The organism is Pseudomonas sp. IB20, assembly GCF_009707325.1.
Lineage (GTDB): Bacteria > Pseudomonadota > Gammaproteobacteria > Pseudomonadales > Pseudomonadaceae > Aquipseudomonas.
Window position 1 is genome coordinate 1,318,304 of sequence record NZ_CP046103.1, and the last position, 24,234, is coordinate 1,342,537.

The 24,234-nt window shown below is 59.6% G+C and carries 21 protein-coding genes; 20 read left to right on the forward strand and 1 reads right to left on the reverse strand.

The window, feature by feature from the left end:
• The first annotated feature begins 66 nt into the window (after positions 1–66).
• The 15 genes from bamA to ispD all read left to right on the forward strand — a co-directional run bounded on the left by bamA (position 67) and on the right by ispD (position 18,758).
• On the forward strand, positions 67–2,454 hold the full coding sequence (bamA, locus tag GJU48_RS06035; RefSeq protein WP_094950048.1) for an outer membrane protein assembly factor BamA: 2,388 nt from the start codon (positions 67–69) through the stop codon (positions 2,452–2,454).
• A gap of 45 nt (positions 2,455–2,499) precedes the next feature.
• Positions 2,500–3,003 carry an OmpH family outer membrane protein gene (locus tag GJU48_RS06040; protein ID WP_003172279.1) on the forward strand — a complete coding sequence of 168 codons (504 nt, stop codon included), beginning with the start codon at positions 2,500–2,502 and terminating at the stop codon, positions 3,001–3,003.
• A 3-nt stretch (positions 3,004–3,006) separates the two neighbouring features.
• Positions 3,007–4,062, forward strand: coding sequence for a UDP-3-O-(3-hydroxymyristoyl)glucosamine N-acyltransferase (gene lpxD, locus GJU48_RS06045; protein WP_094950047.1), 1,056 nt, complete (start codon positions 3,007–3,009; stop codon positions 4,060–4,062).
• A 111-nt stretch (positions 4,063–4,173) separates the two neighbouring features.
• Complete coding sequence (fabZ, locus tag GJU48_RS06050; RefSeq protein ID WP_003172281.1) at positions 4,174–4,614, forward strand: 3-hydroxyacyl-ACP dehydratase FabZ; 441 nt, start codon at positions 4,174–4,176, stop codon at positions 4,612–4,614.
• Positions 4,611–5,387, forward strand: coding sequence for an acyl-ACP--UDP-N-acetylglucosamine O-acyltransferase (gene lpxA, locus GJU48_RS06055; protein ID WP_094950046.1), 777 nt, complete (start codon positions 4,611–4,613; stop codon positions 5,385–5,387). Before fabZ ends, lpxA begins: the two co-directional genes overlap by 4 nt.
• A 2-nt stretch (positions 5,388–5,389) precedes the next feature.
• A complete protein-coding gene (gene lpxB, locus GJU48_RS06060) occupies positions 5,390–6,529 on the forward strand; it encodes a lipid-A-disaccharide synthase (protein ID WP_094950045.1) in 1,140 nt (379 codons plus the stop codon).
• Entirely contained in the window at positions 6,526–7,158 is a 633-nt protein-coding gene (rnhB, locus tag GJU48_RS06065) for a ribonuclease HII (RefSeq protein WP_094950044.1), read from the forward strand. Before lpxB ends, rnhB begins: the two co-directional genes overlap by 4 nt.
• A gap of 107 nt (positions 7,159–7,265) precedes the next feature.
• Positions 7,266–10,787, forward strand: coding sequence for a DNA polymerase III subunit alpha (dnaE, locus tag GJU48_RS06070; RefSeq protein ID WP_094950043.1), 3,522 nt, complete (start codon positions 7,266–7,268; stop codon positions 10,785–10,787).
• A 129-nt stretch (positions 10,788–10,916) separates the two neighbouring features.
• Positions 10,917–11,864 carry an acetyl-CoA carboxylase carboxyltransferase subunit alpha gene (locus tag GJU48_RS06075; RefSeq protein ID WP_064451162.1) on the forward strand — a complete coding sequence of 316 codons (948 nt, stop codon included), beginning with the start codon at positions 10,917–10,919 and terminating at the stop codon, positions 11,862–11,864.
• A 207-nt stretch (positions 11,865–12,071) separates the two neighbouring features.
• Complete coding sequence (gene tilS, locus GJU48_RS06080) at positions 12,072–13,391, forward strand: tRNA lysidine(34) synthetase TilS (protein ID WP_094950042.1); 1,320 nt, start codon at positions 12,072–12,074, stop codon at positions 13,389–13,391.
• Between the two features lie 273 nt (positions 13,392–13,664).
• Entirely contained in the window at positions 13,665–15,296 is a 1,632-nt protein-coding gene (locus GJU48_RS06085; RefSeq protein WP_094950041.1) for a CTP synthase, read from the forward strand.
• A gap of 5 nt (positions 15,297–15,301) precedes the next feature.
• Entirely contained in the window at positions 15,302–16,147 is an 846-nt protein-coding gene (gene kdsA, locus GJU48_RS06090; RefSeq protein WP_064451165.1) for a 3-deoxy-8-phosphooctulonate synthase, read from the forward strand.
• Positions 16,148–16,311: 164 nt separating this feature from the next.
• Complete coding sequence (gene eno, locus GJU48_RS06095; RefSeq protein WP_094950040.1) at positions 16,312–17,601, forward strand: phosphopyruvate hydratase; 1,290 nt, start codon at positions 16,312–16,314, stop codon at positions 17,599–17,601.
• Between the two features lie 171 nt (positions 17,602–17,772).
• Entirely contained in the window at positions 17,773–18,051 is a 279-nt protein-coding gene (gene ftsB, locus GJU48_RS06100) for a cell division protein FtsB (protein ID WP_057723188.1), read from the forward strand.
• The gene (ispD, locus tag GJU48_RS06105; RefSeq protein ID WP_094950039.1) at positions 18,048–18,758 is read left to right on the forward strand and encodes a 2-C-methyl-D-erythritol 4-phosphate cytidylyltransferase; all 711 of its coding nucleotides are present in this window, start codon (positions 18,048–18,050) and stop codon (positions 18,756–18,758) included. Before ftsB ends, ispD begins: the two co-directional genes overlap by 4 nt.
• Before the next feature lie 94 nt (positions 18,759–18,852).
• On the opposite strand, the gene GJU48_RS06110 is transcribed toward ispD, so the two are convergent.
• Positions 18,853–19,749 carry a LysR substrate-binding domain-containing protein gene (locus GJU48_RS06110; RefSeq protein ID WP_094950037.1) on the reverse strand — a complete coding sequence of 299 codons (897 nt, stop codon included), beginning with the start codon at positions 19,747–19,749 and terminating at the stop codon, positions 18,853–18,855.
• 109 nt (positions 19,750–19,858) lie between these two features.
• On the opposite strand from GJU48_RS06110, the gene GJU48_RS06115 reads away from it, so the two are divergent.
• From GJU48_RS06115 to surE, 5 genes are all read left to right on the forward strand, one after another.
• Entirely contained in the window at positions 19,859–20,971 is a 1,113-nt protein-coding gene (locus GJU48_RS06115; protein WP_012722612.1) for an S-(hydroxymethyl)glutathione dehydrogenase/class III alcohol dehydrogenase, read from the forward strand.
• Positions 20,972–21,057: 86 nt separating this feature from the next.
• The gene (gene fghA, locus GJU48_RS06120; protein WP_078047218.1) at positions 21,058–21,903 is read left to right on the forward strand and encodes an S-formylglutathione hydrolase; all 846 of its coding nucleotides are present in this window, start codon (positions 21,058–21,060) and stop codon (positions 21,901–21,903) included.
• Between the two features lie 54 nt (positions 21,904–21,957).
• Positions 21,958–22,431 carry a 2-C-methyl-D-erythritol 2,4-cyclodiphosphate synthase gene (ispF, locus tag GJU48_RS06125; RefSeq protein WP_092487654.1) on the forward strand — a complete coding sequence of 158 codons (474 nt, stop codon included), beginning with the start codon at positions 21,958–21,960 and terminating at the stop codon, positions 22,429–22,431.
• The gene (truD, locus tag GJU48_RS06130; protein WP_094950036.1) at positions 22,428–23,486 is read left to right on the forward strand and encodes a tRNA pseudouridine(13) synthase TruD; all 1,059 of its coding nucleotides are present in this window, start codon (positions 22,428–22,430) and stop codon (positions 23,484–23,486) included. The genes ispF and truD overlap by 4 nt, the downstream gene beginning before the upstream one ends.
• Positions 23,474–24,223 carry a 5'/3'-nucleotidase SurE gene (surE, locus tag GJU48_RS06135; protein WP_094950035.1) on the forward strand — a complete coding sequence of 250 codons (750 nt, stop codon included), beginning with the start codon at positions 23,474–23,476 and terminating at the stop codon, positions 24,221–24,223. The genes truD and surE overlap by 13 nt, the downstream gene beginning before the upstream one ends.
• Positions 24,224–24,234 lie beyond the last annotated feature (11 nt).

Genomic DNA, 24,234 nt, shown 5'->3' on the forward strand with positions numbered 1-24,234 from the left:
TGAATTGCGAATCTGCCGCATTTTGCGGCAGTTTGTTTATTGCCAGTTGGAATAAGAAAGGACTTCATGAAACGTCTGCTGCTAACTGCGGTTCTCACCGTATTGATGATCGCCGAAGTTCACGCCGAGTCCTTCACTATCTCCGATATTCGCGTCAACGGCCTCCAGCGGGTTTCCGCCGGTAGCGTGTTTGGTGCCTTGCCGTTGAACGTCGGGGAACAGGCGGATGATCGTCGCCTGGTGGAATCCACTCGTGCGCTGTTCAAAACCGGGTTCTTTCAAGATATCCAACTGGGTCGCGAAGGCAACGTCCTGGTCATCACTGTCGTCGAGCGACCTTCCGTCGCCAGTATCGAGATCGAGGGTAACAAGGCGATCTCCACTGAAGACTTGATGAAGGGTCTCAAGCAATCCGGCCTTGCCGAGGGTGAGATCTTCCAGCGCGCCACCCTTGAAGGTGTGCGTAACGAACTGCAACGTCAGTACGTTGCCCAGGGTCGCTACTCAGCGTCCGTGGAAACTGAAGTGGTCCCCCAGCCTCGTAACCGTGTCGGCCTGAAGGTCAACATCAACGAAGGCACCGTGGCGGCAATTCAGCACATCAACGTGGTGGGCAACACCAAGTTCGCTGATGACGACCTGATCGACCTGTTCGAGCTCAAGACCACCAACTGGCTGTCGTTCTTCAAGAACGATGACAAGTACGCCCGTGAAAAGCTCTCTGGTGACTTGGAGCGTCTGCGTTCGTACTACCTGGACCGTGGCTATATCAACATGGATATCGCTTCGACCCAGGTGTCCATCACCCCGGACAAGAAGCACGTCTACATTACTGTGAACGTCAACGAAGGCGAGAAATACACCGTTCGTGACGTGAAGCTCAGCGGCGACCTGAAAGTACCTGAAGACCAGGTCAAGGCGCTGTTGCTGGTGCAGAAGAACCAAGTGTTCTCGCGCAAGCTGATGACCACTACTTCCGAGCTGATCACCCGTCGTCTGGGTAACGAAGGCTATACCTTCGCCAACGTCAACGGCGTTCCGACTCCGCACGATGATGACCACACTGTGGACATCACCTTCGTCGTCGACCCAGGCAAGCGTGCCTACGTGAACCGCATCAACTTCCGTGGCAACACCAAGTCTGCGGACGAAGTGCTGCGTCGTGAAATGCGCCAGATGGAAGGTGGCTGGGCGTCGACTTACCTGATCGACCAGTCCAAGACCCGTCTTGAACGCCTGGGCTTCTTTAAAGAAGTCAACGTTGAAACCCCGGCCGTACCGGGTGTGGATGACCAGGTCGACGTGAACTACGCCGTTGAAGAACAAGCGTCGGGCTCGATCACCGCCAGCGTCGGCTTCGCACAGAGTGCCGGCCTGATCCTCGGTGGCTCGATCACCCAGAACAACTTCCTCGGTACCGGTAACAAAGTTTCCATCGGCCTGACCCGAAGCGAATACCAGAGCCGCTATAACTTCGGTTATGTGGACCCCTACTGGACTGCTGACGGTGTGAGCCTGGGCTACAACGCCTTTTACCGAACCACTGACTACAAAGACCTTAACGTTGACGTTGCGAGCTATGCGATCGACAGTCTTGGTGCCGGTGTCAACATCGGTTACCCGATCAGCGAAACTTCGCGCCTGACCTTCGGCTTTACTGCACAGCAGGACAAAATCAAGACTGGTGTTTACACCACGGACGAGATTTTCGACTTCACGCGTCGCGAGGGTGATCAGTTCCTGAACTTCAAGGCTTCGGTCGGTTGGTCGGAATCCACCCTGAACAAAGGTGTGCTGGCAACCCGTGGTCATTCCCAAAGCTTGACTGCGGAAGCCACTACGCCGGGCAGCGACCTGTCGTTCTTCAAACTCGACTACCGTGGCCAGTTGTTCCAGCCGCTGAGCGATAACTACACCATGCGCCTGCACACTGAGCTGGGTTATGGCGACGGTTATGGTTCGACCAATGGGCTGCCGTTCTACGAGAACTACTATGCCGGTGGCTTCAACTCGGTGCGTGGCTTCAAAGACAGCACCTTGGGCCCACGTGGTACCCCAAGCCGTGGTCAGGCTGTAACCGGTAACCAGGGCACCACCGTTGACTCCAACAATGACCCTCTGGCGTTCGGTGGTAACGTGTTGATCCAGGGTGGTGCGGAGCTTCTGTTCCCACTGCCATTCGTCAAGGATCAGCGTTCGTTGCGGACTTCGCTGTTCTGGGACGTGGGTAACGTGTTCGATTCCAAGTGTCAGCAGGTCACCAACCCGAGCGGCGTGAAGTCCCAGACTCAGTGCAACGACGTCAGCCTGAGTAACTTGGCCAGCTCTGTGGGTGTTGGTGTGACCTGGGTGACCGCGCTTGGCCCGCTGAGCTTTGCTCTGGCCATGCCGATCAAGAAACCGGATAACGCTGAAACCCAGATTTTCCAATTCTCCCTCGGCCAGACGTTCTAAGCGTCTGACCCAAGATAACGACAACGGATTCTGTAGGAGTACATCGTGCGTAAGTTGACTCAATTGGTTCTGCTGGCCACCGTGCTGGTAACCACCCCGGCCTTCGCCGAAATGAAAATCGCCGTCCTGAACTATCAGATGGCTCTGCTGGAATCTGACGCGGCCAAGAAATACGCCGTGGATGCCGAGAAGAAGTTTGGTCCGCAACTGACCAAGCTCAAGACGCTGGAAAGCAGCGCCAAAGGCATTCAGGACCGTCTGGTAGCCGGTGGCGACAAAATGCAGCAAGGCGAGCGTGAGCGTCTGGAGCTTGAATTCAAGCAAAAGGCCCGTGACTATCAGTTCCAGTCCAAGGAGCTGAACGAAGCCAAAGCCGTTGCTGACCGTGAAATGCTCAAGCAGCTCAAGCCGAAACTCGACAGCGCTGTGGAAGAAGTCATCAAGAAAGGTGCCTTTGACTTGGTGTTCGAGCGCGGCGCCGTCATTGACGTCAAGCCTCAATACGACATCACCCGCCAGGTGATCGAGCGCATGAACCAGCTGAAGTAAGCCATGACCGCGACTATCAAACTCGGCGAGTTGGCCGAGTTCCTGGGGGCCACCTTGAATGGCTCCCCGGAGAAAGAAATCACTGGGCTAGCCACCTTGCAGGAGGCTGGCCCAGCTCAGTTGAGCTTCCTCGCAAATCCCCAATACCGTAAATACCTGGTCGACAGCCAAGCCGCAGCCGTTTTGCTGAAGGCCGCCGATGCTGAAGGGTTTACCGGGGATGCGCTGGTGGTGGCCGATCCTTACCTGGCTTACGCCCGGGCGTCGCACCTGTTCGATCCAAAGCCCAAAGCCGCGGGTGGTATTCATCCATCGGCCGTCATCGCCGATGATGCCGAGGTTGACCCTGCGGCCAGCATTGGCGCATTTGCGGTGATCGAGAGTGGTGCCCGCATTGCTGCCGGCGTCACCGTGGGTGCGCATTGCTTTATCGGCGCGCGCTGCGAAATCGGTGCTGATGGTTGGCTGGCGCCTCGCGTCACCCTGTACCACGACGTGCGTATCGGTGAGCGGGTGGTCATTCAGTCCGGCGCTGTGATCGGTGGCGAAGGTTTTGGCTTTGCCAACTCCAAAGGTGTCTGGCACAAGATTGCTCAGGTCGGCGGCGTATTGATCGGCGATGACGTGGAAATCGGCGTCAACACTGCTGTGGATCGCGGGGCCTTGGCCGATACCGTGATCGGTAACGGTGTGAAGCTCGACAACCAGATCCAGATCGCCCATAACGTGCAGATTGGCGATCACACCGCCATGGCCGCCTGCGTAGGGATCTCCGGCAGCACCAAAATCGGCAAGCATTGCATGCTCGCCGGTGGCGTTGGGCTGGTGGGGCATATCGATATTTGCGACAACGTCTTCATTACCGGCATGACCATGGTGACCCACTCGATTACCGAGCCAGGCGCCTACTCATCCGGTACCGCCATGCAGCCTGCGGCTGAATGGCGCAAGAGTGCAGCGCGCTTGAGGCAGCTTGACGACATGGCTAGACGCCTTAAACAGCTGGAAAAGCGTGTTGGGGACGTGACCCCTGGCGGTAATGCTTCATCAGAAGGCTGATACCATTTCCATATCAAGTGTGCACAGCCGCTAGACTGCCTCCTTGATTTGCTAGCGGGGCGTGCGTTTAGTCCGCCCGCCCCCAATCTTTATTACAGGCTTCCCCCCGAAATGATGGACATCAACGAGATTCGCGAATACCTGCCTCACCGTTACCCGTTCCTGCTGGTGGACCGTGTAGTGGACCTCAACGTCGAGGAAAAGCGCATTCGTGCCTACAAGAATGTCAGCATCAACGAACCATTCTTCAACGGTCACTTCCCTGCGCATCCAATCATGCCGGGCGTGTTGATCATCGAAGCGATGGCCCAGGCTGCCGGCATCCTTGGTTTTAAAATGCTCGACCTCAAGCCTGCCGATGGCACGCTTTACTATTTCGTGGGCTCCGACAAATTGCGCTTTCGCAACCCGGTCACCCCGGGTGACCAGTTGATCCTGGAAGCCAAGTTCATCAGCTGCAAGCGCCAGATCTGGAAGTTCGAATGCCAGGCCTCGGTGGACGGCAAGCCGGTGTGCTCCGCTGAGATCATCTGTGCGGAACGCAAACTATGAGTTTGATTGACCCTCGCGCAATCATCGATCCGTCGGCCGTTCTGGCCGCCGACGTTGAGGTCGGCCCTTGGTCGATCGTCGGCGCAGGTGTTGAAATCGGCGAGGGGACTGTCATCGGGCCACACGTGATCCTTAAAGGTCCGACCCGGATTGGCAAACACAATCGCATCTACCAGTTTTCCTCGGTAGGTGAAGACACTCCGGACATGAAGTACAAAGGTGAAGAAACGCGCCTGGTAATCGGTGACCACAACATCATCCGAGAAGGCGTGACCATTCACCGTGGCACGGTGCAGGATCGTGCAGAAACTACCTTGGGTGATCACAACCTGATCATGGCCTATGCGCACATCGGCCATGACAGCGTGATCGGCAACCATTGCATCCTGGTCAACAACACTGCGCTGGCAGGCCATGTGCACGTTGACGACTGGGCGATCCTGTCCGGCTTCACCCTGGTGCACCAGTATTGCCATATCGGCGCCCACAGCTTTTCCGGCATGGGCACTGCGATCGGCAAGGACGTTCCTGCATTCGTCACCGTGTTCGGCAACCCGGCCGAGGCGCGCAGCATGAACTTCGAAGGCATGCGCCGTCGCGGTTTCAGCGAAGAGGCGATTCACGCGCTGCGTCGGGCCTATAAAGTGGTTTACCGCCAGGGGCTGACGGTTGACCAAGCGCTGACCGAACTGACCGAGCCTGCCGCGTTGTTCCCGGAAGTCGCGATATTCCGTGACTCGATCCAGGCTTCGACTCGCGGCATCACTCGCTAATCATGGCTAGTCTGCGTATCGCGCTGGTCGCCGGAGAAGCTTCAGGCGATATTCTGGGCGCCGGTTTGATGCGGGCCCTCAAGGCCCAGCACCCTGCGGTGGAGTTTATCGGCGTGGGTGGCCCGCTCATGCAGGCCGAAGGTCTCACGTCTTACTTTCCCATGGAGCGTCTGTCGGTCATGGGGCTGGTCGAAGTGTTGGGCCGTCTGCGTGAGCTTCTGGCTCGCCGCAAGCTGCTGATTCAGACCCTGATCGAAGAAAAGCCTGACGTTTTTATCGGAATCGATGCGCCGGATTTCACCCTCAATATCGAACTCAAGTTGCGTCAGGCCGGGATCAAGACCGTGCACTACGTCAGCCCATCGGTATGGGCGTGGCGTCAGAAGCGGGTGCTGAAGATCCGTGAAGGCTGCGACTTGATGCTGACTTTGCTGCCGTTCGAAGCCAAGTTTTACGAAGAGAAGGGCGTGCCGGTCCGATTTGTCGGCCACACCCTGGCCGACACCATTCCCTTGCAGGCCGACCGCGCCGCCGCCCGTGCTGAGCTAGGCCTGGCCGACGGTCCTCTCGTCGCGCTGATGCCGGGCAGTCGTGGTGGTGAAGTGGGCCGTCTGGGGGCGCTGTTTTTTGATGCCGCCGAGCGCCTGCAGACGTTGAAGCCTGGCATACGTTTCGTGTTGCCGTGTGCCAGCCCGCAACGCCGTGCACAAATCGAAACGCTGCTTGAAGCACGCAACCTGCCGGTGACCTTGCTGGAGGGTCAATCGCACCTGGCCCTGGCGGCTTGCGATGCGGTACTGATCGCATCGGGCACCGCCACACTGGAGGCCTTGCTCTACAAGCGCCCAATGGTTGTGGCTTATCGCCTGGCGCCGCTGACCTTCTGGATTCTCAAGCGTATGGTCAAAAGTCCTTACATCTCCTTGCCCAACCTGCTGGCTCAGCGTCTGCTGGTGCCGGAGTTGTTGCAGGACGATGCAACGCCTGAGGCGCTTGCGCAAACTCTACTACCCTTGATCGATGGCGGCGAAGAGCAGACCCGTGGTTTCGACGACATTCACCGTACCCTGCGCCGTGATGCGTCGAACCAGGCGGCAGATGCTGTGCTGACCTTGATCGGCCATAAACAGGAAGCCTTATGACGAAGCAAATGGGCCTGGATTTCAGCCTGGTTGCCCAAGCCCACGAACTGGTGGCGGGTGTTGACGAAGTAGGGCGTGGCCCGTTGTGTGGCGCAGTCGTTACGGCGGCGGTGATTCTTGATCCGAACCGCCCGATCCTCGGCCTCAACGATTCGAAAAAACTCACCGAAGCCCGTCGTGAAAAACTGTACGACGAGATCTGCGAAAAAGCCCTGAGCTGGCATATCGCTCGGGCCGAAGTCGAAGAAATCGACGAGCTGAATATTCTCCACGCCACCATGCTGGCCATGCAGCGCGCGGTGGAAGGCCTGCACATCACGCCAAAAATGGCAATGATCGACGGCAACCGTTGCCCGAAATTGGCAATGCCCTCAGAGGCGGTAGTCAAGGGCGATAGCAAGGTTCCAGCCATTGCCGCGGCCTCGATCTTGGCCAAGGTCAGCCGTGATCGTGAAATGGCCGCGTTCGAATTGATCTACCCCGGCTATGGCATCGGCGGCCATAAAGGCTACCCGACGCCCGTTCATCTGGAAGCCTTGGCTCGCCTCGGCCCTACACCGATCCACCGCCGTTCGTTCGCCCCGGTGCGTCAGGCTTACGAGTTGCGTGAGAGCCTCGGCGAGGTTTAGTCGCGAGGCTGATGTTTTGCTCAAGGCCCGTCAACGCTTCCAAGCGCAGTAGCTTTAAATGCCGGATTTCCGGGTTTTGTTGTTTCTAAGTTTAAGACAGGATCACTATGCCGGCTTCATTCGTTCACCTGCGCCTGCACACTGAATACTCCCTGGTCGACGGCCTGGTACGGATCAAACCGCTGGTCAAAACCCTGGTGGGCATGAACATGCCTGCGGTAGCGGTGACCGATCAGAACAACATGTGTTCCCTGGTCAAGTTCTACAAGAACGCCATGGGCGCCGGCATCAAGCCGATTTGTGGCGCCGACCTGTGGCTGTCCAACAAAGACCCGGATAACCCCCTGAGCCGCATCAGCCTGTTGGCGATGAACGGCGTGGGTTATCGCAACCTCACCGAACTGATTTCCCGCGGTTTTATCGACGGCCAGCGTAACGGCTCGATCATCATCGAGCGCGAGTGGGTGGCCGAAGCGAGCGAGGGCTTGATCATGCTCTCGGCGGCCAAAGAGGGCGAGATCGGTATCGCGCTGCTCGGCGGCAACCCGCAGGAAGCCGAAGTGCTGGCCCGCGAGTGGATGGCGGTTTTCCCCGACCGTTTCTACCTGGAAGTCCAACGTACCAACCGCCCCAATGATGAAGAGCATCTGCACGCCGCCGTGGGCCTGGCTGACAAGCTGGGTGCGCCGCTGGTCGCGACCAACGATGTGCGCTTTATCAAGAAGGAAGATTTCGAGGCCCACGAAACCCGCGTGTGCATCGGCGAAGGCCGGGCCCTGGATGACCCGCGCCGCTCGAAGAACTACAGCGAAGAGCAGTACCTCAAAAGCGCCGACGAGATGGCCGAGCTGTTCAGCGACCTGCCCGAGGCCCTGGAAAACTCCGTCGAAATCGCCAAGCGCTGCAACATCGAAGTGAAGCTGGGCAAGCACTTCCTGCCCAACTTCCCGATTCCCGATGGCATGACCATCGACGAGTATTTCCGCAAAGTGTCCTTCGATGGTCTGGAAGATCGCCTCAGCGTTCTGCTGCCCAAGGACACCACTGAAGATTACGAGGCCAAACGCCAGGTCTACGTTGACCGGCTGAATTTCGAGCTGGATATCATTATCCAGATGGGGTTCCCCGGTTACTTCCTGATCGTGATGGACTTTATCCAGTGGGCCAAGAGCAACGGCGTGCCGGTAGGTCCGGGCCGGGGGTCAGGTGCCGGTTCGCTGGTGGCCTACGTGCAGAAGATCACCGACCTCGACCCGCTGGAATATGACCTGCTGTTCGAACGGTTCCTGAACCCGGAACGGGTTTCCATGCCCGACTTCGACGTCGACTTCTGCATGGACGGTCGCGACCGCGTGATTGAGTACGTGGCCGAGAAATACGGCCGCAACGCGGTCAGCCAGATCATCACGTTCGGTTCCATGGCGGCCAAGGCGGTAATTCGTGACGTGGCGCGGGTGCAGGGCAAGTCCTACGGCCTGGCGGACCGCTTGTCGAAGATGATCCCGTTCGAAGTCGGCATGACCCTGGAAAAGGCCTATGAGCAGGAAGAAATCCTGCGTGACTTCATCAAGGTTGATGAAGAAGCTGCCGAAATCTGGGACATGGCGCGTAAGCTCGAAGGTGTGGTGCGTAACGTCGGTAAACACGCCGGCGGTGTAGTTATTGCGCCGACCAAGCTCACCGACTTCTCGCCGATTTATTGCGATGAAGAAGGCGGCGGCCTGGTTACCCAGTTCGACAAAGACGACGTTGAGGCCGCCGGCCTGGTGAAGTTCGACTTCCTCGGCCTGCGGACCCTGACCATCATCGACTGGGCGCTGAAGACGATTAACCGCGAGCGCGCTAAGGTCAACGAAGAGCCGCTGGATATCGCCTTTATCCCGCTGGACGACAAACCGACCTACCAGTTGCTGCAAAAAGCCGAAACCACGGCGGTGTTCCAGCTCGAGTCGCGCGGCATGAAGGAGCTGATCAAAAAGCTCAAGCCCGACTGCCTGGAAGACTTGATCGCACTGGTGGCACTGTTTCGTCCCGGCCCGCTGCAATCGGGCATGGTGGATGACTTCATCAACCGTAAGCACGGTCGCGCCGAACTGGCGTACCCGCACTCCGACTACCAATACGAAGGCCTCAAGCCGGTACTGGCGCCGACTTACGGCATCATCCTGTATCAAGAACAGGTGATGCAGATCGCCCAGGTCATGGCCGGTTACACCCTCGGCGGTGCAGACATGCTGCGTCGCGCCATGGGTAAGAAAAAGCCCGAGGAAATGGCCAAGCAGCGCGGCGGTTTCATTGAAGGTTGCGCCACCAACAATATCGACGCGGACCTGGCCGGTAACATCTTCGACCTGGTAGAAAAATTCGCCGGTTATGGCTTCAACAAATCTCACTCCGCCGCCTACGGCCTGGTGTCGTACCAGACCGCTTGGCTGAAAGCCCACTACCCGGCGCCGTTCATGGCCGCGGTACTCTCGGCGGATATGCACAACACCGACAAGGTCGTGACCTTGATCGAGGAAGTGCGCACCATGAAGCTGCGCCTCGACGCGCCGGACGTGAACGCCTCTGAGTTCAAGTTCACGGTGAACGACGAAGGCCGCATCATTTATGGCCTGGGCGCGATCAAAGGGGTGGGCGAAGGCCCAGTGGAAGCCATTACCGAAGCGCGCCAGAATGGGCCGTTCACGGACCTGTTCGACTTCTGTGCGCGGGTTGACCTTAAACGCATCAACAAACGCACCCTCGATGGTTTGATCCGCAGCGGCGCACTCGACCGTCTCGGCCCGTATTTCCATGATGAGCCGAAGGCTTACCAAGCGAATATCGACCGCAACCGTGCAGTGCTGCTGACCGCCATGGAAGAAGCGATCAAGGCCGCCGAGCAGACTGCCCGCACCCACGACAGCGGTCACGCCGACCTGTTTGGCGGGTTATTCGTTGAAGAAGACGCGGATGTGTACGCCAACCACCGCAAGGCCAAGGAGCTGACCCTCAAGGAACGGCTCAAGGGCGAGAAAGACACCCTGGGCCTGTACCTTACCGGTCACCCGATTGACGAATATGAAGGCGAAATCCGCCGTTTCGCCCGTCAGCGCATCATCGACCTGAAACCGGCGCGAGACACTCAGACCGTCGCTGGCATGATCATCGCCCTGCGGGTGATGAAAAATAAGAAGGGCGACAAGATGGGCTTTATCACCCTCGACGACCGCTCGGGCCGGATCGAGGCCTCGCTGTTTGCCGACGCCTTCCATTCCGCACAGTCGTTGCTGCAGACTGATGCGATGGTGGTGGTGGAAGGGGAGGTCAGCAACGACGACTTCTCCGGCGGCCTGCGCCTGCGAATCAAGCGGGTGATGAGCATGGAAGATGCGCGCACCAACCTCGCCGAAAGCCTGCGTTTGAAGGTCAAGACCGAAGCCCTTAAGGGCGATCAGCTACGCTGGTTGGGTGACCTGCTCAAGCGCCACCGTGGCGCGTGCCCGGTGACCATGGAGTACACCGGCAATGACGCCAAGGCGATGTTGCAGTTCGGGGAGACGTGGCGAATTGATCCCGCTGATGGCTTGATTCAAGCTTTGCGTGACCAGTTCGGGCGAGACAACGTCTTCCTCCAATACCGTTGACGGTCAGATATGTCTGATCTCGACTGAACATTTAATCTCGACCTAAACACGCCTCTCCCTTAAGGTAGGGCGCGAATAGACAACCGGCTGGCCAGGCACTCCTTGGCCGTCGACCCAAGACGGACGCTTATGAACCCGAATTTTCTTGATTTCGAACAGCCGATCGCTGACCTGCAAGCCAAGATTGAAGAATTGCGCCTGGTCGGCAATGACAATTCGCTGAATATCGGCGATGAGATCGCTCGCCTGCAAGACAAGAGCAGCACGCTCACCGAAGACATCTTCGGCAAGCTGACCAGTTGGCAGATCGCGCGCCTGGCTCGCCACCCGCGCCGTCCGTACACCCTGGACTACATTCAGCACATCTTCACCGAGTTCGACGAGCTGCACGGCGACCGCCACTTCTCCGACGACGCGGCCATCGTGGGCGGTATCGCTCGCCTGGACGACCAGCCGGTGATGGTGATCGGTCACCAGAAAGGCCGTGAAGTGCGCGAGAAAGTTCGTCGCAACTTCGGCATGCCGCGCCCTGAAGGCTACCGTAAGGCGTGCCGCCTGATGGAAATGGCCGAGCGCTTCAAGATGCCGATCCTGACCTTCATCGACACCCCGGGTGCTTACCCAGGCATCGACGCCGAAGAGCGCAACCAGAGCGAAGCGATTGCCTGGAACCTGCGTGTCATGGCGCGCCTGAAAACCCCGATCATCGCCACCGTGATTGGTGAGGGTGGTTCCGGCGGTGCACTGGCCATTGGCGTCTGCGATCAACTGAACATGCTGCAATATTCGACCTACGCGGTGATCTCGCCGGAAGGTTGCGCCTCGATCCTGTGGAAAACCGCCGAAAAAGCGCCGGACGCTGCTGAAGCCATGGGCATCACGGCTGATCGCCTCAAGGGCTTGGGTATCGTTGATAAAGTCATCGCCGAGCCATTGGGCGGCGCCCACCGCGACCCGGCCGCCGCGGCCGCGACCATCCGCGCGGAGCTGGGCTCGCAACTGGCGATGCTCAAGAAGTTCGATAACGAGGCGCTGCTGGCCCGTCGTTACGAGCGCCTGATGAGCTACGGTCTCTAAAGTCGACGCTACCACACCCCTCTATGTGGGGGCAGGCTTGTGTGGGCGCTGGCTTGCCTGCGATAGCATCGCCTCGGTCTCACTGATGCACCGAGGTGCCTGCATCGCGGGCAAGTCGAAGCGCCGAACCGCCGGCTGCCACACAAGCCAGCTCTCACATTTTTGATTGGGTTTACAGGGCCGGACGATCATGCTCGGGGTGCTTCGATGACATCGGTCCTATCTGCCAAACTTCTGCAAACCCTGGCTCCCTGGCGCAGCGCCTCGGCCTGGCATATCGCATTCTCGGGTGGTCTGGACTCCACCGTTCTGCTGCACCTCCTGGCCACCCTGGCAAACACCGACACTCTTCCACCACTCAGCGCAATCCATGTCCACCATGGCCTGCAAGCTGCCGCCGACGCCTGGCCCAGTCATTGCCAAGCAGTATGTGACCGCCTGGGCGTGCCCTTGCGGGTGATGCGCGTGCACGTCCAGCCCGGCGCCAGCCTTGAGCGTGCAGCGCGTGACGCGCGTTATCAGGCGTTTAGTGAGGCCACCGGGGCAGGGGAGGTGTTGCTCACCGGGCAGCATCGCGACGATCAGGCTGAAACCTTGTTGTTTCGCCTGCTGCGTGGGGCCGGCGTGCGCGGGTTGGCGGCAATGCCCGCACATCGCCCTTTGGCGGGTGGCCACTTGGTGCGGCCGCTGCTGAAAGCCTCGCGTGCTGAATTGGAAGCCTACGCCCGTGAGCATCAGTTGGCCTGGATCGAAGATCCCTCCAATGCTGATCCACGCTTCTCGCGTAATTACCTGCGTCACCGTGTTTTCCCCGCGCTGACGCAGCGTTGGCCCCAAGCAGTTTCCAGCCTGGCTCGCACTGCTGAGCATCTGAGCGAAGCCCAAGGCCTGCTCGACGAGTTGGCGCGCATGGACCTGCAAGCCGCCGATCAACCTTCGCCGTTTCCCTGGCTGGCTTTGCCGTCGCTGGTGCTTGCGCCATTGCGCGAGCTTTCCGACGCCCGTCAACGCAACGTCCTGCGCCACTGGCTGATACCGCTGACCCGTTTACCCGACAGCGACCACTGGGCCGGCTGGTATTCCTTGCGTGACGCCAAGGGCGACGCACAGCCGCTGTGGCGCCTGGCCGATGGTCAGTTGCATCGTTGCGGCGAACGCCTTTGGTGGTTGCCCACCACTTGGTCGGAATTTTCCGACGCATCGGTGAGCTGGCCCTGCCCGCAAAACCCACTAGAGTTACCCGGCAATGGCCAGCTGAAATTTATCGGCAAGGCCCCCGAAGGCCCGTTTGCGGTCCGTTACCGCCAGGGCGGCGAAATCATTGAAGTGCCAGGTCGGGGCCGGCGTGACTTGAAGCGTCTGCTTAACGAATGTGGGTTGCCGGGCTTCGTGCGTGGCAGATTGCCGCTGCTCTATCAGGGTGAGCAATTGCTGGCTGTCCCAAGCCTTGCGGGGCTATGGGCCATGCCGCCGCGTGACTGGCAATTGGATTGGATGCCACAGACTTGCGATCAAGGTTTGAGCTGATAGAGCCTTTCCGGTAGACTACGCTCCCTTCTTGATACAACTTCTGTGGATTCGACTGAATCGCAGCAGTTGCCGATTACCAAGCAGTCTTTGCTGGGCGATTCCAAAAAATGTGTAGCGATCAACGTACCGGTGTTTCATTGCTGGTCTGTCACAACGCGGCGGTTTTTTTGAAAGGTGCACTGTGATTAATGCAGGTGATCGGGGGCTTCGGCCTTCCTTCGCTTTCCCCGGCGGCTCGGACCGCTTTAACGCAGACTTCTAGGGTTTTTCATGACGCGCTACATATTCGTCACGGGCGGTGTTGTTTCTTCATTGGGGAAAGGCATTGCCTCCGCTTCATTGGCGGCCATCCTGGAGGCGCGGGGACTTAAGGTCACCATGCTCAAGCTGGACCCGTACATCAACGTTGACCCGGGCACCATGAGCCCGTTCCAGCACGGTGAAGTGTTCGTCACACACGACGGCGCCGAAACCGACCTGGACCTGGGCCACTACGAGCGGTTCATCCGCACGACCATGACCCAGAACAACAACTTCACCACCGGCCGCGTCTACGAGCACGTGCTGCGCAAAGAGCGCCGTGGTGACTACCTGGGTGCAACCATTCAGGTGATCCCGCACATCACCGACGAAATCAAGCGCCGCATCATCAAGGGTGCAGGCGATGCTGACGTGGCGATGGTCGAGATCGGTGGCACCGTGGGTGACATCGAATCCCAACCGTTCCTCGAAGCTATCCGCCAGTTGCGTTTCGAAGTCGGCGCCAAGCGCGCGATGCTGATGCACCTGACACTGGTACCGTACATCGCCACCGCTGGCGAAACCAAAACCAAGCCTACCCAGCACTCGGTCAAGGAACTGCGTTCCATCGGCCTGCAGCCGGACGTGCTGGTGTGCCGCTCCGATCACCCGATCGACATTTCCTCGCGTCGCAAGATCGCGCAATTCACCAACGTTGAAGAGCGTGCGGTGATTGCCCTGGAAGACGCCGACACCATCTACAAGATCCCGGGCATCCTGCACTCGCAAGGCCTGGATGATTTTGTGGTCGAGCGTTTCGGCCTGCAGTGCAACGGTGCGGACCTGTCCGAGTGGGAAGCCGTGGTCGACGCCAAGCTCAACCCTGAGCATGAAGTCACCATCGCCATGGTCGGCAAGTACATGGAGCTGCTGGATGCGTACAAGTCGCTGATCGAAGCGATGAGCCACGCCGGTATCAGCAACCGCACCAAGGTCAACCTGCGCTACATCGACTCCGAAGACATCGAGAACCAGGGCACCGCGCTGCTCGAAGGTGTTGACGCGATCCTCGTGCCCGGCGGTTTCGGCCTGCGTGGCGTGGAAGGCAAGATCACCGCCGTGCAGTTCGCCCGTGAAAACAAAGTGCCGTACCTGGGTATCTGCCTGGGCATGCAAGTGGCCGTTATCGAGTTTGCCCGTAACGTGCTGGGCTGGAAAGACGCCAACTCCACCGAGTTCGATCACACCAGCGGCCACCCGGTCGTGGGCTTGATCACCGAGTGGGAAGACGCTACCGGCGCCGTTGAAACCCGCACCGAAAGCTCCGACCTGGGCGGCACCATGCGCCTTGGCGCGCAGGATTGCCTGCTGGAGTCTGGCTCGCTGGTTCACGATTGCTATGGCAAGGACGTGATCGTCGAGCGTCACCGTCACCGTTACGAAGTGAACAACAACCTGCTGCCGCAAATCAAAGAAGCCGGCCTGAAAGTCTCCGGTCGCTCCGGTGATGGCAAGCTGGTTGAAGTGGTCGAGGCTCCGGATCATCCGTGGTTCGTGGCCTGCCAGTTCCACCCTGAGTTCACCTCGACCCCGCGCGACGGTCACCCATTGTTCAGCGGTTTCGTTAAAGCTGCACTGACGCAACATCAGAAGAAGGCGTAAACCTGATGGCCCAGAAGATCATTCGCGTAGGCGACATCGAGATTGCCAACGACAAGCCCATGGTGCTGTTCGGCGGCATGAACGTGCTGGAAAGCCGCGACATGGCGATGCAGGTCTGTGAAGAGTACGTAAAGGTGACCGAGAAACTCGGTATCCCTTACGTGTTCAAGGCCAGCTTTGACAAGGCCAACCGTTCGTCCGTGACCTCTTATCGCGGCCCGGGCCTTGAAGAAGGCATGCGGATCTTCCAGGACATCAAGCAAGCCTTCGGCGTGCCGATCATCACCGACGTCCACGAGCCTGAGCAGGCTGCCGTGGTCGCCGAGGTGTGCGACATCATCCAGCTGCCAGCCTTCCTGTCGCGCCAGACCGACCTCGTGGTCGCCATGGCCAAGACCGGCGCTGTGATCAATATCAAGAAAGCCCAGTTCCTCGCGCCCCAGGAAATGAAGCACATCCTGAGCAAATGCGTGGAAGCGGGTAACGACCAGTTGATCCTCTGCGAGCGTGGTTCGAGCTTCGGCTACAACAACCTCGTGGTGGACATGCTCGGTTTCGGCATCATGAAACAGTTCGAATATCCGGTTTTCTTCGACGTGACCCACGCGCTGCAAATGCCCGGTGGTCGCGCCGACTCCGCCGGCGGGCGGCGTGCCCAAGTGCTGGACCTGGCCAAGGCAGGCATCAGCCAGTCGCTGGCGGGCCTGTTCCTGGAAGCCCACCCGGACCCGGACAATGCCAAATGCGACGGCCCATGCGCTCTGCGCCTGGACAAGCTGGAGCCGTTTCTGGCCCAGCTCAAGCAGTTGGACGAACTGGTCAAGAGTTTTCCGACAGTAGAGACCGCGTAAGCGCCATTTCTCCGGTAGACTTTCCCTCGCTTTACGCTCAGGCCTGCGGGCCTGCGGGCCTGAGCCTTGTCGCCTGCAAGCCTGCCCGTTGTTCCACCCTTGCGGTCGGTCAAAAGATTTCCTTCAGCTGCGTCGTTTTCGTCAACTTTGGAGTGTTTACAACAATGGCAAAAATCGTCGACATCAAAGGTCGTGAAGTTCTCGACTCCCGTGGCAACCCCACCGTCGAAGCCGACGTGCTTCTCGATAACGGCATCATCGGCAGCGCGTGCGCGCCGTCCGGTGCTTCCACGGGTTCGCGCGAAGCGCTGGAACTGCGTGATGGCGACAAGAGCCGTTACCTGGGCAAAGGTGTACTCAAGGCTGTAGCCAACATTAACGGCCCGATCCGTGACCTGTTGCTGGGCAAGGACCCGCTGGACCAGAAAGCCCTGGACCACGCGATGATCAAGCTCGACAACACCGAAAACAAAGGCAGCTTGGGCGCCAACGCCATCCTCGCTGTGTCCCTGGCTGCTGCCAAGGCCGCTGCCCAGGACCAGGACCTGCCGTTGTACGCACACATCGCCAACCTGAACGGCACTCCGGGTGTTTACTCGATGCCGGTGCCGATGATGAACATCATCAACGGTGGCGAGCACGCCGATAACAACGTCGACATCCAGGAATTCATGGTGCAGCCGGTTGGCGCCAAGACCTTCTCCGAAGGCCTGCGCATGGGCACCGAGATTTTCCATCACCTCAAAGCTGTGCTGAAGGCTCGTGGCCTGAGCACCGCCGTGGGTGACGAAGGTGGTTTCGCACCGAACCTGGCGTCCAACGAAGATGCACTGAAAGTGATCTCCGAAGCTGTTGCCAATGCTGGCTACACGCTGGGTACCGACGTGACCCTGGCTCTGGACTGCGCTGCCAGCGAGTTCTACGAAGATGGCAAGTACAACCTGGCCGGCGAAGGCCACGTGTTCACCTCCGAAGGTTTTGCCGACTACCTCAAAGGCCTGACCGAGCGCTACCCGATCATCTCGATCGAAGATGGCCTGGACGAGTCCGACTGGGCGGGCTGGAAAGTTCTCACCGACAAGATCGGCGAGAAAATCCAACTGGTTGGCGACGACTTGTTCGTGACCAACACCAAGATCCTGAAAGAAGGCATCGACAAGAAGATCGCCAACTCGATCCTGATCAAGTTCAACCAGATCGGCACCCTGACCGAAACCCTGGAAGCCATCCAGATGGCCAAGGCTGCGGGCTACACCGCCGTGATCTCCCACCGCTCCGGCGAAACCGAAGATTCGACCATCGCCGACCTGGCCGTGGGCACTTCGGCTGGGCAGATCAAGACCGGTTCCCTGTGCCGTTCCGACCGCGTTTCCAAGTACAACCAATTGCTGCGTATCGAAGAGCAACTGGCAGGTAAAGCCAAGTACAACGGTCGCAGCGAGTTTCGCGGCTGATTGTTAAGTGGTAAAAAGTCGACAGGTCGCAGCCGAAAAATCTCGATAGAGTAGTTTTCGGCGCTAATCTCATGGCTACCAAGCACAAGCCTGGTTCTTCCAGGCTTCGTGCTATCAGTTGCTTAACAAGTTTTGCATGGCTGTCTTTTTTTACTGGATACCCGGATTTCGATGCGCAGTCCCAATTGGTTGTTCCTCGTCTTGCTCTTGTTGCTGGCTGGCTTGCAGTACCGCCTATGGGTGGGTAATGGCAGCTTTGCGCAGGTGGAAGAGTTGACCCAGCAAATTGCCGACCAGCACGCCGAAAACGAACGTCTGCTGGAGCGCAACCGCGTCCTCGATGCCGAAGTGCTTGAGCTGAAAAAAGGTACGGAGACCGTTGAAGAGCGGGCCCGTCATGAATTGGGCATGGTCAAGGAGGGCGAAACCCTCTACCAGTTGGCCCAATGAATCACCCTTTGCCGGCCTTCTGGGCCGTGATTCCTGCCGCGGGCGTCGGTGCCCGTATGGCCGCGGACCGTCCCAAGCAGTACCTGCAACTGGGCGGGCGCACTATTCTCGAACACAGCCTCGGCTGTTTCCTCGACCATCCAGCGCTTAAGGGTCTGGTGGTCAGTCTGGCGTCTGATGACCCTTATTGGCCCACGCTGGCGTGCGCCACCGACCCACGTATCCAACGTGCCGACGGTGGGTCAGAGCGCTCGGGTTCGGTACTCAATGCGCTGCTGCACCTGAATGCCCTGGGCGCCGATGACGACGACTGGGTGTTGGTGCACGATGCGGCGCGGCCGAACCTGGGCCGTGATGACTTGGACAAACTCCTGGCTGAACTGGCGCACGACCCAGTTGGCGGCTTGCTGGCCGTCCCCGCACGCGACACCCTCAAGCGCGCCGACAAGCACGGGCGCGTGGTCGAAACCGTGGACCGCAGCCTGATCTGGCAAGCCTATACACCGCAGATGTTCCGCCTGGGCGCCTTGCACCGGGCCTTGGCCGACAGCCTGGTGGCTGACGCCGTGATCACCGACGAAGCCTCGGCCATGGAATGGGCCGGCCAGGCGCCACGCCTGATCGAAGGGCGCGCGGACAATATCAAGGTCACCCGCCCCGAAGACCTCGAGTGGCTGCGCCAGCGCCGGGCTTATCAAGCGTCCTGACCTTCAAGCACTGACTTCCTCCAACCCGGGCTGGGTTTTCAGCGCTGGGTGCGGCTATTTACCGGCAACCAGGCCATGAACAAGTGGTAGCTGTTTATTGCCGATAGACCGGATGTTCACCCAAGCCCTGTTTGAGAAAATCCACCAGTTTCCTGACCTTGGGCGATAAATGCCGCTGCTGCGGATACAGCGCCCACACCGCCGTGTTCGGCGGCTGATGCGCTTCCAGCAGCGACACCAACGCGCCAGTGTGAAGGTGTTCCAGCACGTAATAGTCCGGCAACTGGCACAACCCAACCCCTTGCAACGCCGCATCCAATACCGCTTGCCCACTGTTGCAGCGCCAGTTTCCCTGCACCCGTTGAGAAAATTCGCGCCCGTCCTGGGCCAGTTGCCAAATATCCGAGCTGCCGATCAGGCAGTTATGCCGACTCAACTCCGACAAACTATGTGGTCGGCCATACCGTGCCAGGTAGGACGGCGACGCGCACAGGTACATGCGCCGAGGGGCCAAGCGGCTGGCGACCATGCGCGAATCCTGCAAACGGCCCAGGCGGATTGCCAGGTCGAGGCCTTCATGCACCAGGTCCAACTGGCGATTGCTCAACTCGATATCCACACGCAATTGCGGGTAGAGCCCCATAAACCGCGTGACCAGCGGCACGATAAAGCGCTCGCCGTACGCCACCGCGCAGGTCATGCGCAACATGCCCTTGGGTTCGCTGGTGAGGTCGCCGACGGCGCGCAGCGCTTCTTCGCGACCGTCCTGCAGACGCTGGCAGTGTTGCAGGAAGGTCTGGCCGGCTTCGGTCAGGGTCACCTTGCGCGTACTGCGGTACAGCAACCGCGTTTGCAGGCGCTCCTCCAGGCGTGCCACCTGCCGGCTGATATGTGACGACGACACCCCAAGCCGCTCGGCCGCTGCCGTGAATTGGCTGCATTCGGCCACCGCAACAAACTCATCGATGCCTTCCCAGCGGTTCTCCAGCATGTCGATTATCCCTGTACAGCAATAAAGTTTTGCTTTCGCCCTGATTATTAATCACTGGGCCATGTTTTACACTCACCGCCTCAGTTTTTAATTCCATGGAGAAACCCGGATGATCAAGTCCCGCGCCGCCGTAGCCTTCGAAGCGAAAAAGCCCCTTGAGATCGTTGAAGTGGATGTCGCCATGCCCAAGGCCGGCGAGGTGCTGTTGCGGGTGGTCGCATCCGGCGTGTGCCATACCGACGCCTACACCTTGTCGGGCGCCGACCCAGAAGGCATCTTCCCGTCGATCCTCGGCCATGAAGGCGGCGCGGTGGTTGAAGCGATCGGCGAGGGCGTGACCTCGGTGGCCGTTGGCGACCACGTGATCCCGCTGTACACCCCGGAATGCGGCAAGTGCAAATTCTGCCTGTCGGGCAAGACCAACCTGTGCCAGGCCATTCGCGCCACCCAGGGCAAAGGCCTGATGCCCGATGGCACCACGCGTTTCTCCTACAAAGGCCAGCCGATTTTCCACTACATGGGTACTTCGACGTTCTCCGAGTACACCGTGCTGCCGGAAATCTCCGTAGCCAAGATTCCTAAAGAAGCACCGCTGGAAAAAGTCTGCTTGCTGGGTTGTGGCGTTACCACCGGCATCGGTGCGGTGATCAACACGGCCAAGGTCAAACCGGGCGACACCGTGGCGATCTTCGGCCTCGGCGGTATTGGCCTGTCGGCCATCATCGGCGCGGTCAAGGCCAAGGCCGGTCGCATCATTGCCATCGACATTAACCCGGCCAAGTTCGAAATCGCCAAACAACTAGGTGCTACCGACTGCATCAACCCGAAAGACTACGACCGCCCAATCCAGGACGTGATCGTCGACCTGACCGACGGCGGCGTGGACTTTTCCTTCGAATGCATCGGCAATGTACAACTGATGCGCGCCGCCCTTGAGTGCTGCCATAAAGGCTGGGGCGAGTCGGTGATCATCGGCGTGGCCGGTGCCGGCCAGGAAATCGCCACCCGTCCGTTCCAACTGGTCACCGGTCGCGTCTGGCGCGGTTCGGCGTTCGGCGGCGTGCGTGGTCGTACCGAATTGCCAAGCTACGTGGAAATGGCCCAGACCGGCGAGATCCCGTTAGACACGTTTATCACCCATACCATGGGCCTGGAAGACATCAACAAAGCATTTGACCTGATGCATGAAGGCAAGAGCATTCGTACCGTCATCCACTTCTGAGGTCGGCCATGAGTCTGGAAAACCTGTCCTGCCAGAAGAGCTTCGGCGGGCAACATTCGTACCGTCATCCACTTCTGAGGTCGGCCATGAGTCTGGAAAACCTGTCCTGCCAGAAGAGCTTCGGCGGCTGGCATAAACGCTACAAGCATCATTCCGATGTGCTCGGTTGCGACATGACCTTTGCCGTGTACCTGCCGCCGCAAGCGGAGCAGGGTGGCAAGTTGCCGGTGTTGTACTGGCTGTCCGGCCTGACCTGCACCGACGAGAACTTCATGCAAAAAGCCGGCGCCCAGCGCATGGCCGCTGAGCTGGGGCTGATCATCGTCGCACCGGACACCAGCCCGCGTGGGCCGGGTGTGCCGGGCGACCCGGACAACGCCTGGGATTTCGGCCTCGGCGCGGGCTTTTATCTGAATGCCACCCAGGAACCTTGGGCCAAGCACTATCGGATGCATGACTACGTGGTGCAGGAATTGCCAGCGTTGGTTGAAGCGCACTTCCCGGCCTCGGATAAACGCGGCATCAGCGGCCACTCCATGGGCGGCCACGGTGCGTTGGTGTGTGCCTTGCGCAACCCGGGGCGTTACCAGTCAGTGTCGGCGTTTTCGCCGATCAACAACCCGATGGATTGCCCGTGGGGCCAGAAAGCCTTCTCCCGTTACTTGGGTGAAGAACGCTCGAAGTGGCGTGAATGGGATGCCTGCGTGCTGATCAGCGAAGCCTCGGAAAAACTGCCATTGCTGGTGGACCAAGGCGACCGCGACGATTTTCTCGCCGTGCAGCTCAAGCCAGAGGCGCTGCAGCAAGCAGCCAAGGCGGCCAACCATCCGCTCGAACTGCGCCTGCAACCTGGCTACGACCACAGCTACTTCTTTATCGCCAGCTTCATCGAAGATCATTTGCGACATCATGGTCGTGCTTTGCTCGGTTAATGTGAGGCAAAAGTAGGTAGAATCACGCCCTGAATTAAATCGGGGCGTTTTTTTATGCGTATTGGCCACGGCTATGATGTGCACCGTTTCGCTGAAGGCGATTTCATCACCTTGGGCGGCGTGCGCATTGCACACCACCATGGGTTGCTGGCTCATTCTGACGGCGACGTTGTGTTGCATGCCTTGAGCGATGCCTTGCTCGGCGCGGCGGCGTTGGGCGATATCGGCAAACACTTTCCGGACACCGACCCAACCTTCAAGGGCGCGGACAGCCGCGCGCTGTTGCGCCACGTGGTCGGCCTGATCCACGCCAAAGGCTGGAAGGTTGGCAACGTCGACAACACCATCGTCGCCCAGGCCCCGAAAATGGCCCCGCATATCGAATCGATGCGCGCATTGATTGCCGCGGACCTGCAAATTGAATTGGATCAAGTCAACGTGAAAGCCACCACCACCGAAAAGCTCGGGTTTACCGGCCGGGAAGAAGGCATCGCGGTGCACTCCGTTGCCTTGTTGCTGCGCGCATGAATGACTTGGAATTGCTGGGCCCGCGTGCCTATGGCGAGGCCTTGGGCAGCGCGGTCCTGAAGGCGACGGCTGAAGATTTTCAGGTCGACGAAGTCCTGGATATCCCGCTGACCGGCGACGGTGAGCACCTGTGGCTGTGGGTCGAAAAGCGTGGTCTGAATACTGAAGAGGCTGCGCGGCGTATCGCCAAGGCTGCCGGCGTGCCGTTGCGCACCGTCAGCTATGCCGGGCTCAAGGACCGCCAGGCGTTGACCCGCCAGTGGTTCAGCGTGCAACTGCCGGGCAAGGCCGACCCGGACATGAGCGGTGCGGAAAACGACACCCTCAAGATCCTTAAAATGACCCGCCACAAGCGCAAGCTGCAGCGCGGTGCGCATGCGGCCAACGGTTTTACCTTGCGCCTGACCCAGTTGGCCGGCGATACCGCCGCCATCGATGCGCGTCTGCAACTGATTGCCCAGCACGGCATCCCCAACTACTTCGGCGCCCAACGCTTTGGCCACAACGGCGGCAACGTAGTGGATGCGCGTGAATGGGCGGCGCGCAAGGCTTTGCCGGAGCAGCGCAATGTGCGTTCGCGGCTGTTGTCCACGGCGCGCAGTTTCCTGTTCAACAAAGTCTTGGCGGCACGTGTCGCAGACGGTTCCTGGCAGCGCGCCCAAGTCGGCGACCTGCTGGCCTTTACCGACAGCCGCAGTTTTTTCCCGGCCGGGGAAGCGGAATGCAGCGACCCGCGCCTGGCGATCCTGGACCTGCACCCGACCGGGCCGCAGTGGGGCGAGGGCGATTCGCCGGCCAGCGGCATCACCCATGAGCTTGAGCAAACGATTGCCGCCAGCGAAGCCGACCTGCGCGATTGGCTGGTGAATGCCGGCATGAGCCAGGAACGGCGCATTCTTCGACTGCCCATTGGCGGGTTGACGTGGCATTATCCCGGTCCTGACATTCTGCAATTGGAATTCGTCCTGCCGGCCGGATGCTTCGCCACTGTGTTGGTGCGCGAGCTTGTTGATCTGGTGCCGGTGGGGCAGACGGACAGCCCATGCGTATTCTGATATCAAACGATGACGGTGCCACCGCACCTGGCCTTGCCGCGCTTTATGCTGCGCTGCAAGATTATGCCGAGTGTGTGGTGGTTGCCCCGGACCAGGACAAGAGCGGCGCCAGCAGTTCGCTGACGCTCGACCGTCCGTTGCACCCGCAGGTTCTGGCCAATGGCTTTATCAGCGTAAACGGTACCCCCACCGACTGCGTGCACCTGGCGATCAACAGCTTGTTGGACCATGAGCCGGACCTGGTGGTGTCGGGCATCAACCTCGGCGCCAACCTGGGCGACGACGTGTTGTATTCCGGCACCGTGGCGGCGGCCCTTGAAGGGCGTTTCCTGGGGCGAACTTCGTTCGCTTTTTCGTTTGCCTCACGGCAACTGGATAACCTGGCGACGGCGGCGTATTTCGCGCGCAAGCTGGTGCAAGCCCACGGCTCCCTGGACTTGCCGCCGCGCACCGTGCTCAACGTCAATATCCCCAACTTGCCCCTCGACCATATTCGCGGCATCCAGCTGACGCGCCTGGGCCATCGCGCCCGCGCGGCGGCGCCATTGAAGGTGGTCGACCCGCGTGGCAAGGAAGGTTATTGGATCGCGGCAGCGGGCGACGCCGAGGACGGTGGCCCGGGCACGGACTTTCATGCGGTGATGCAAGGTTATGTTTCGATTACCCCGTTGCAGCTTGATCGCACCTTCAGTGATGCCTTCAGTAGTCTCGATGGCTGGCTCGAGGGGCTGCGTTGATGGCGCGTGAA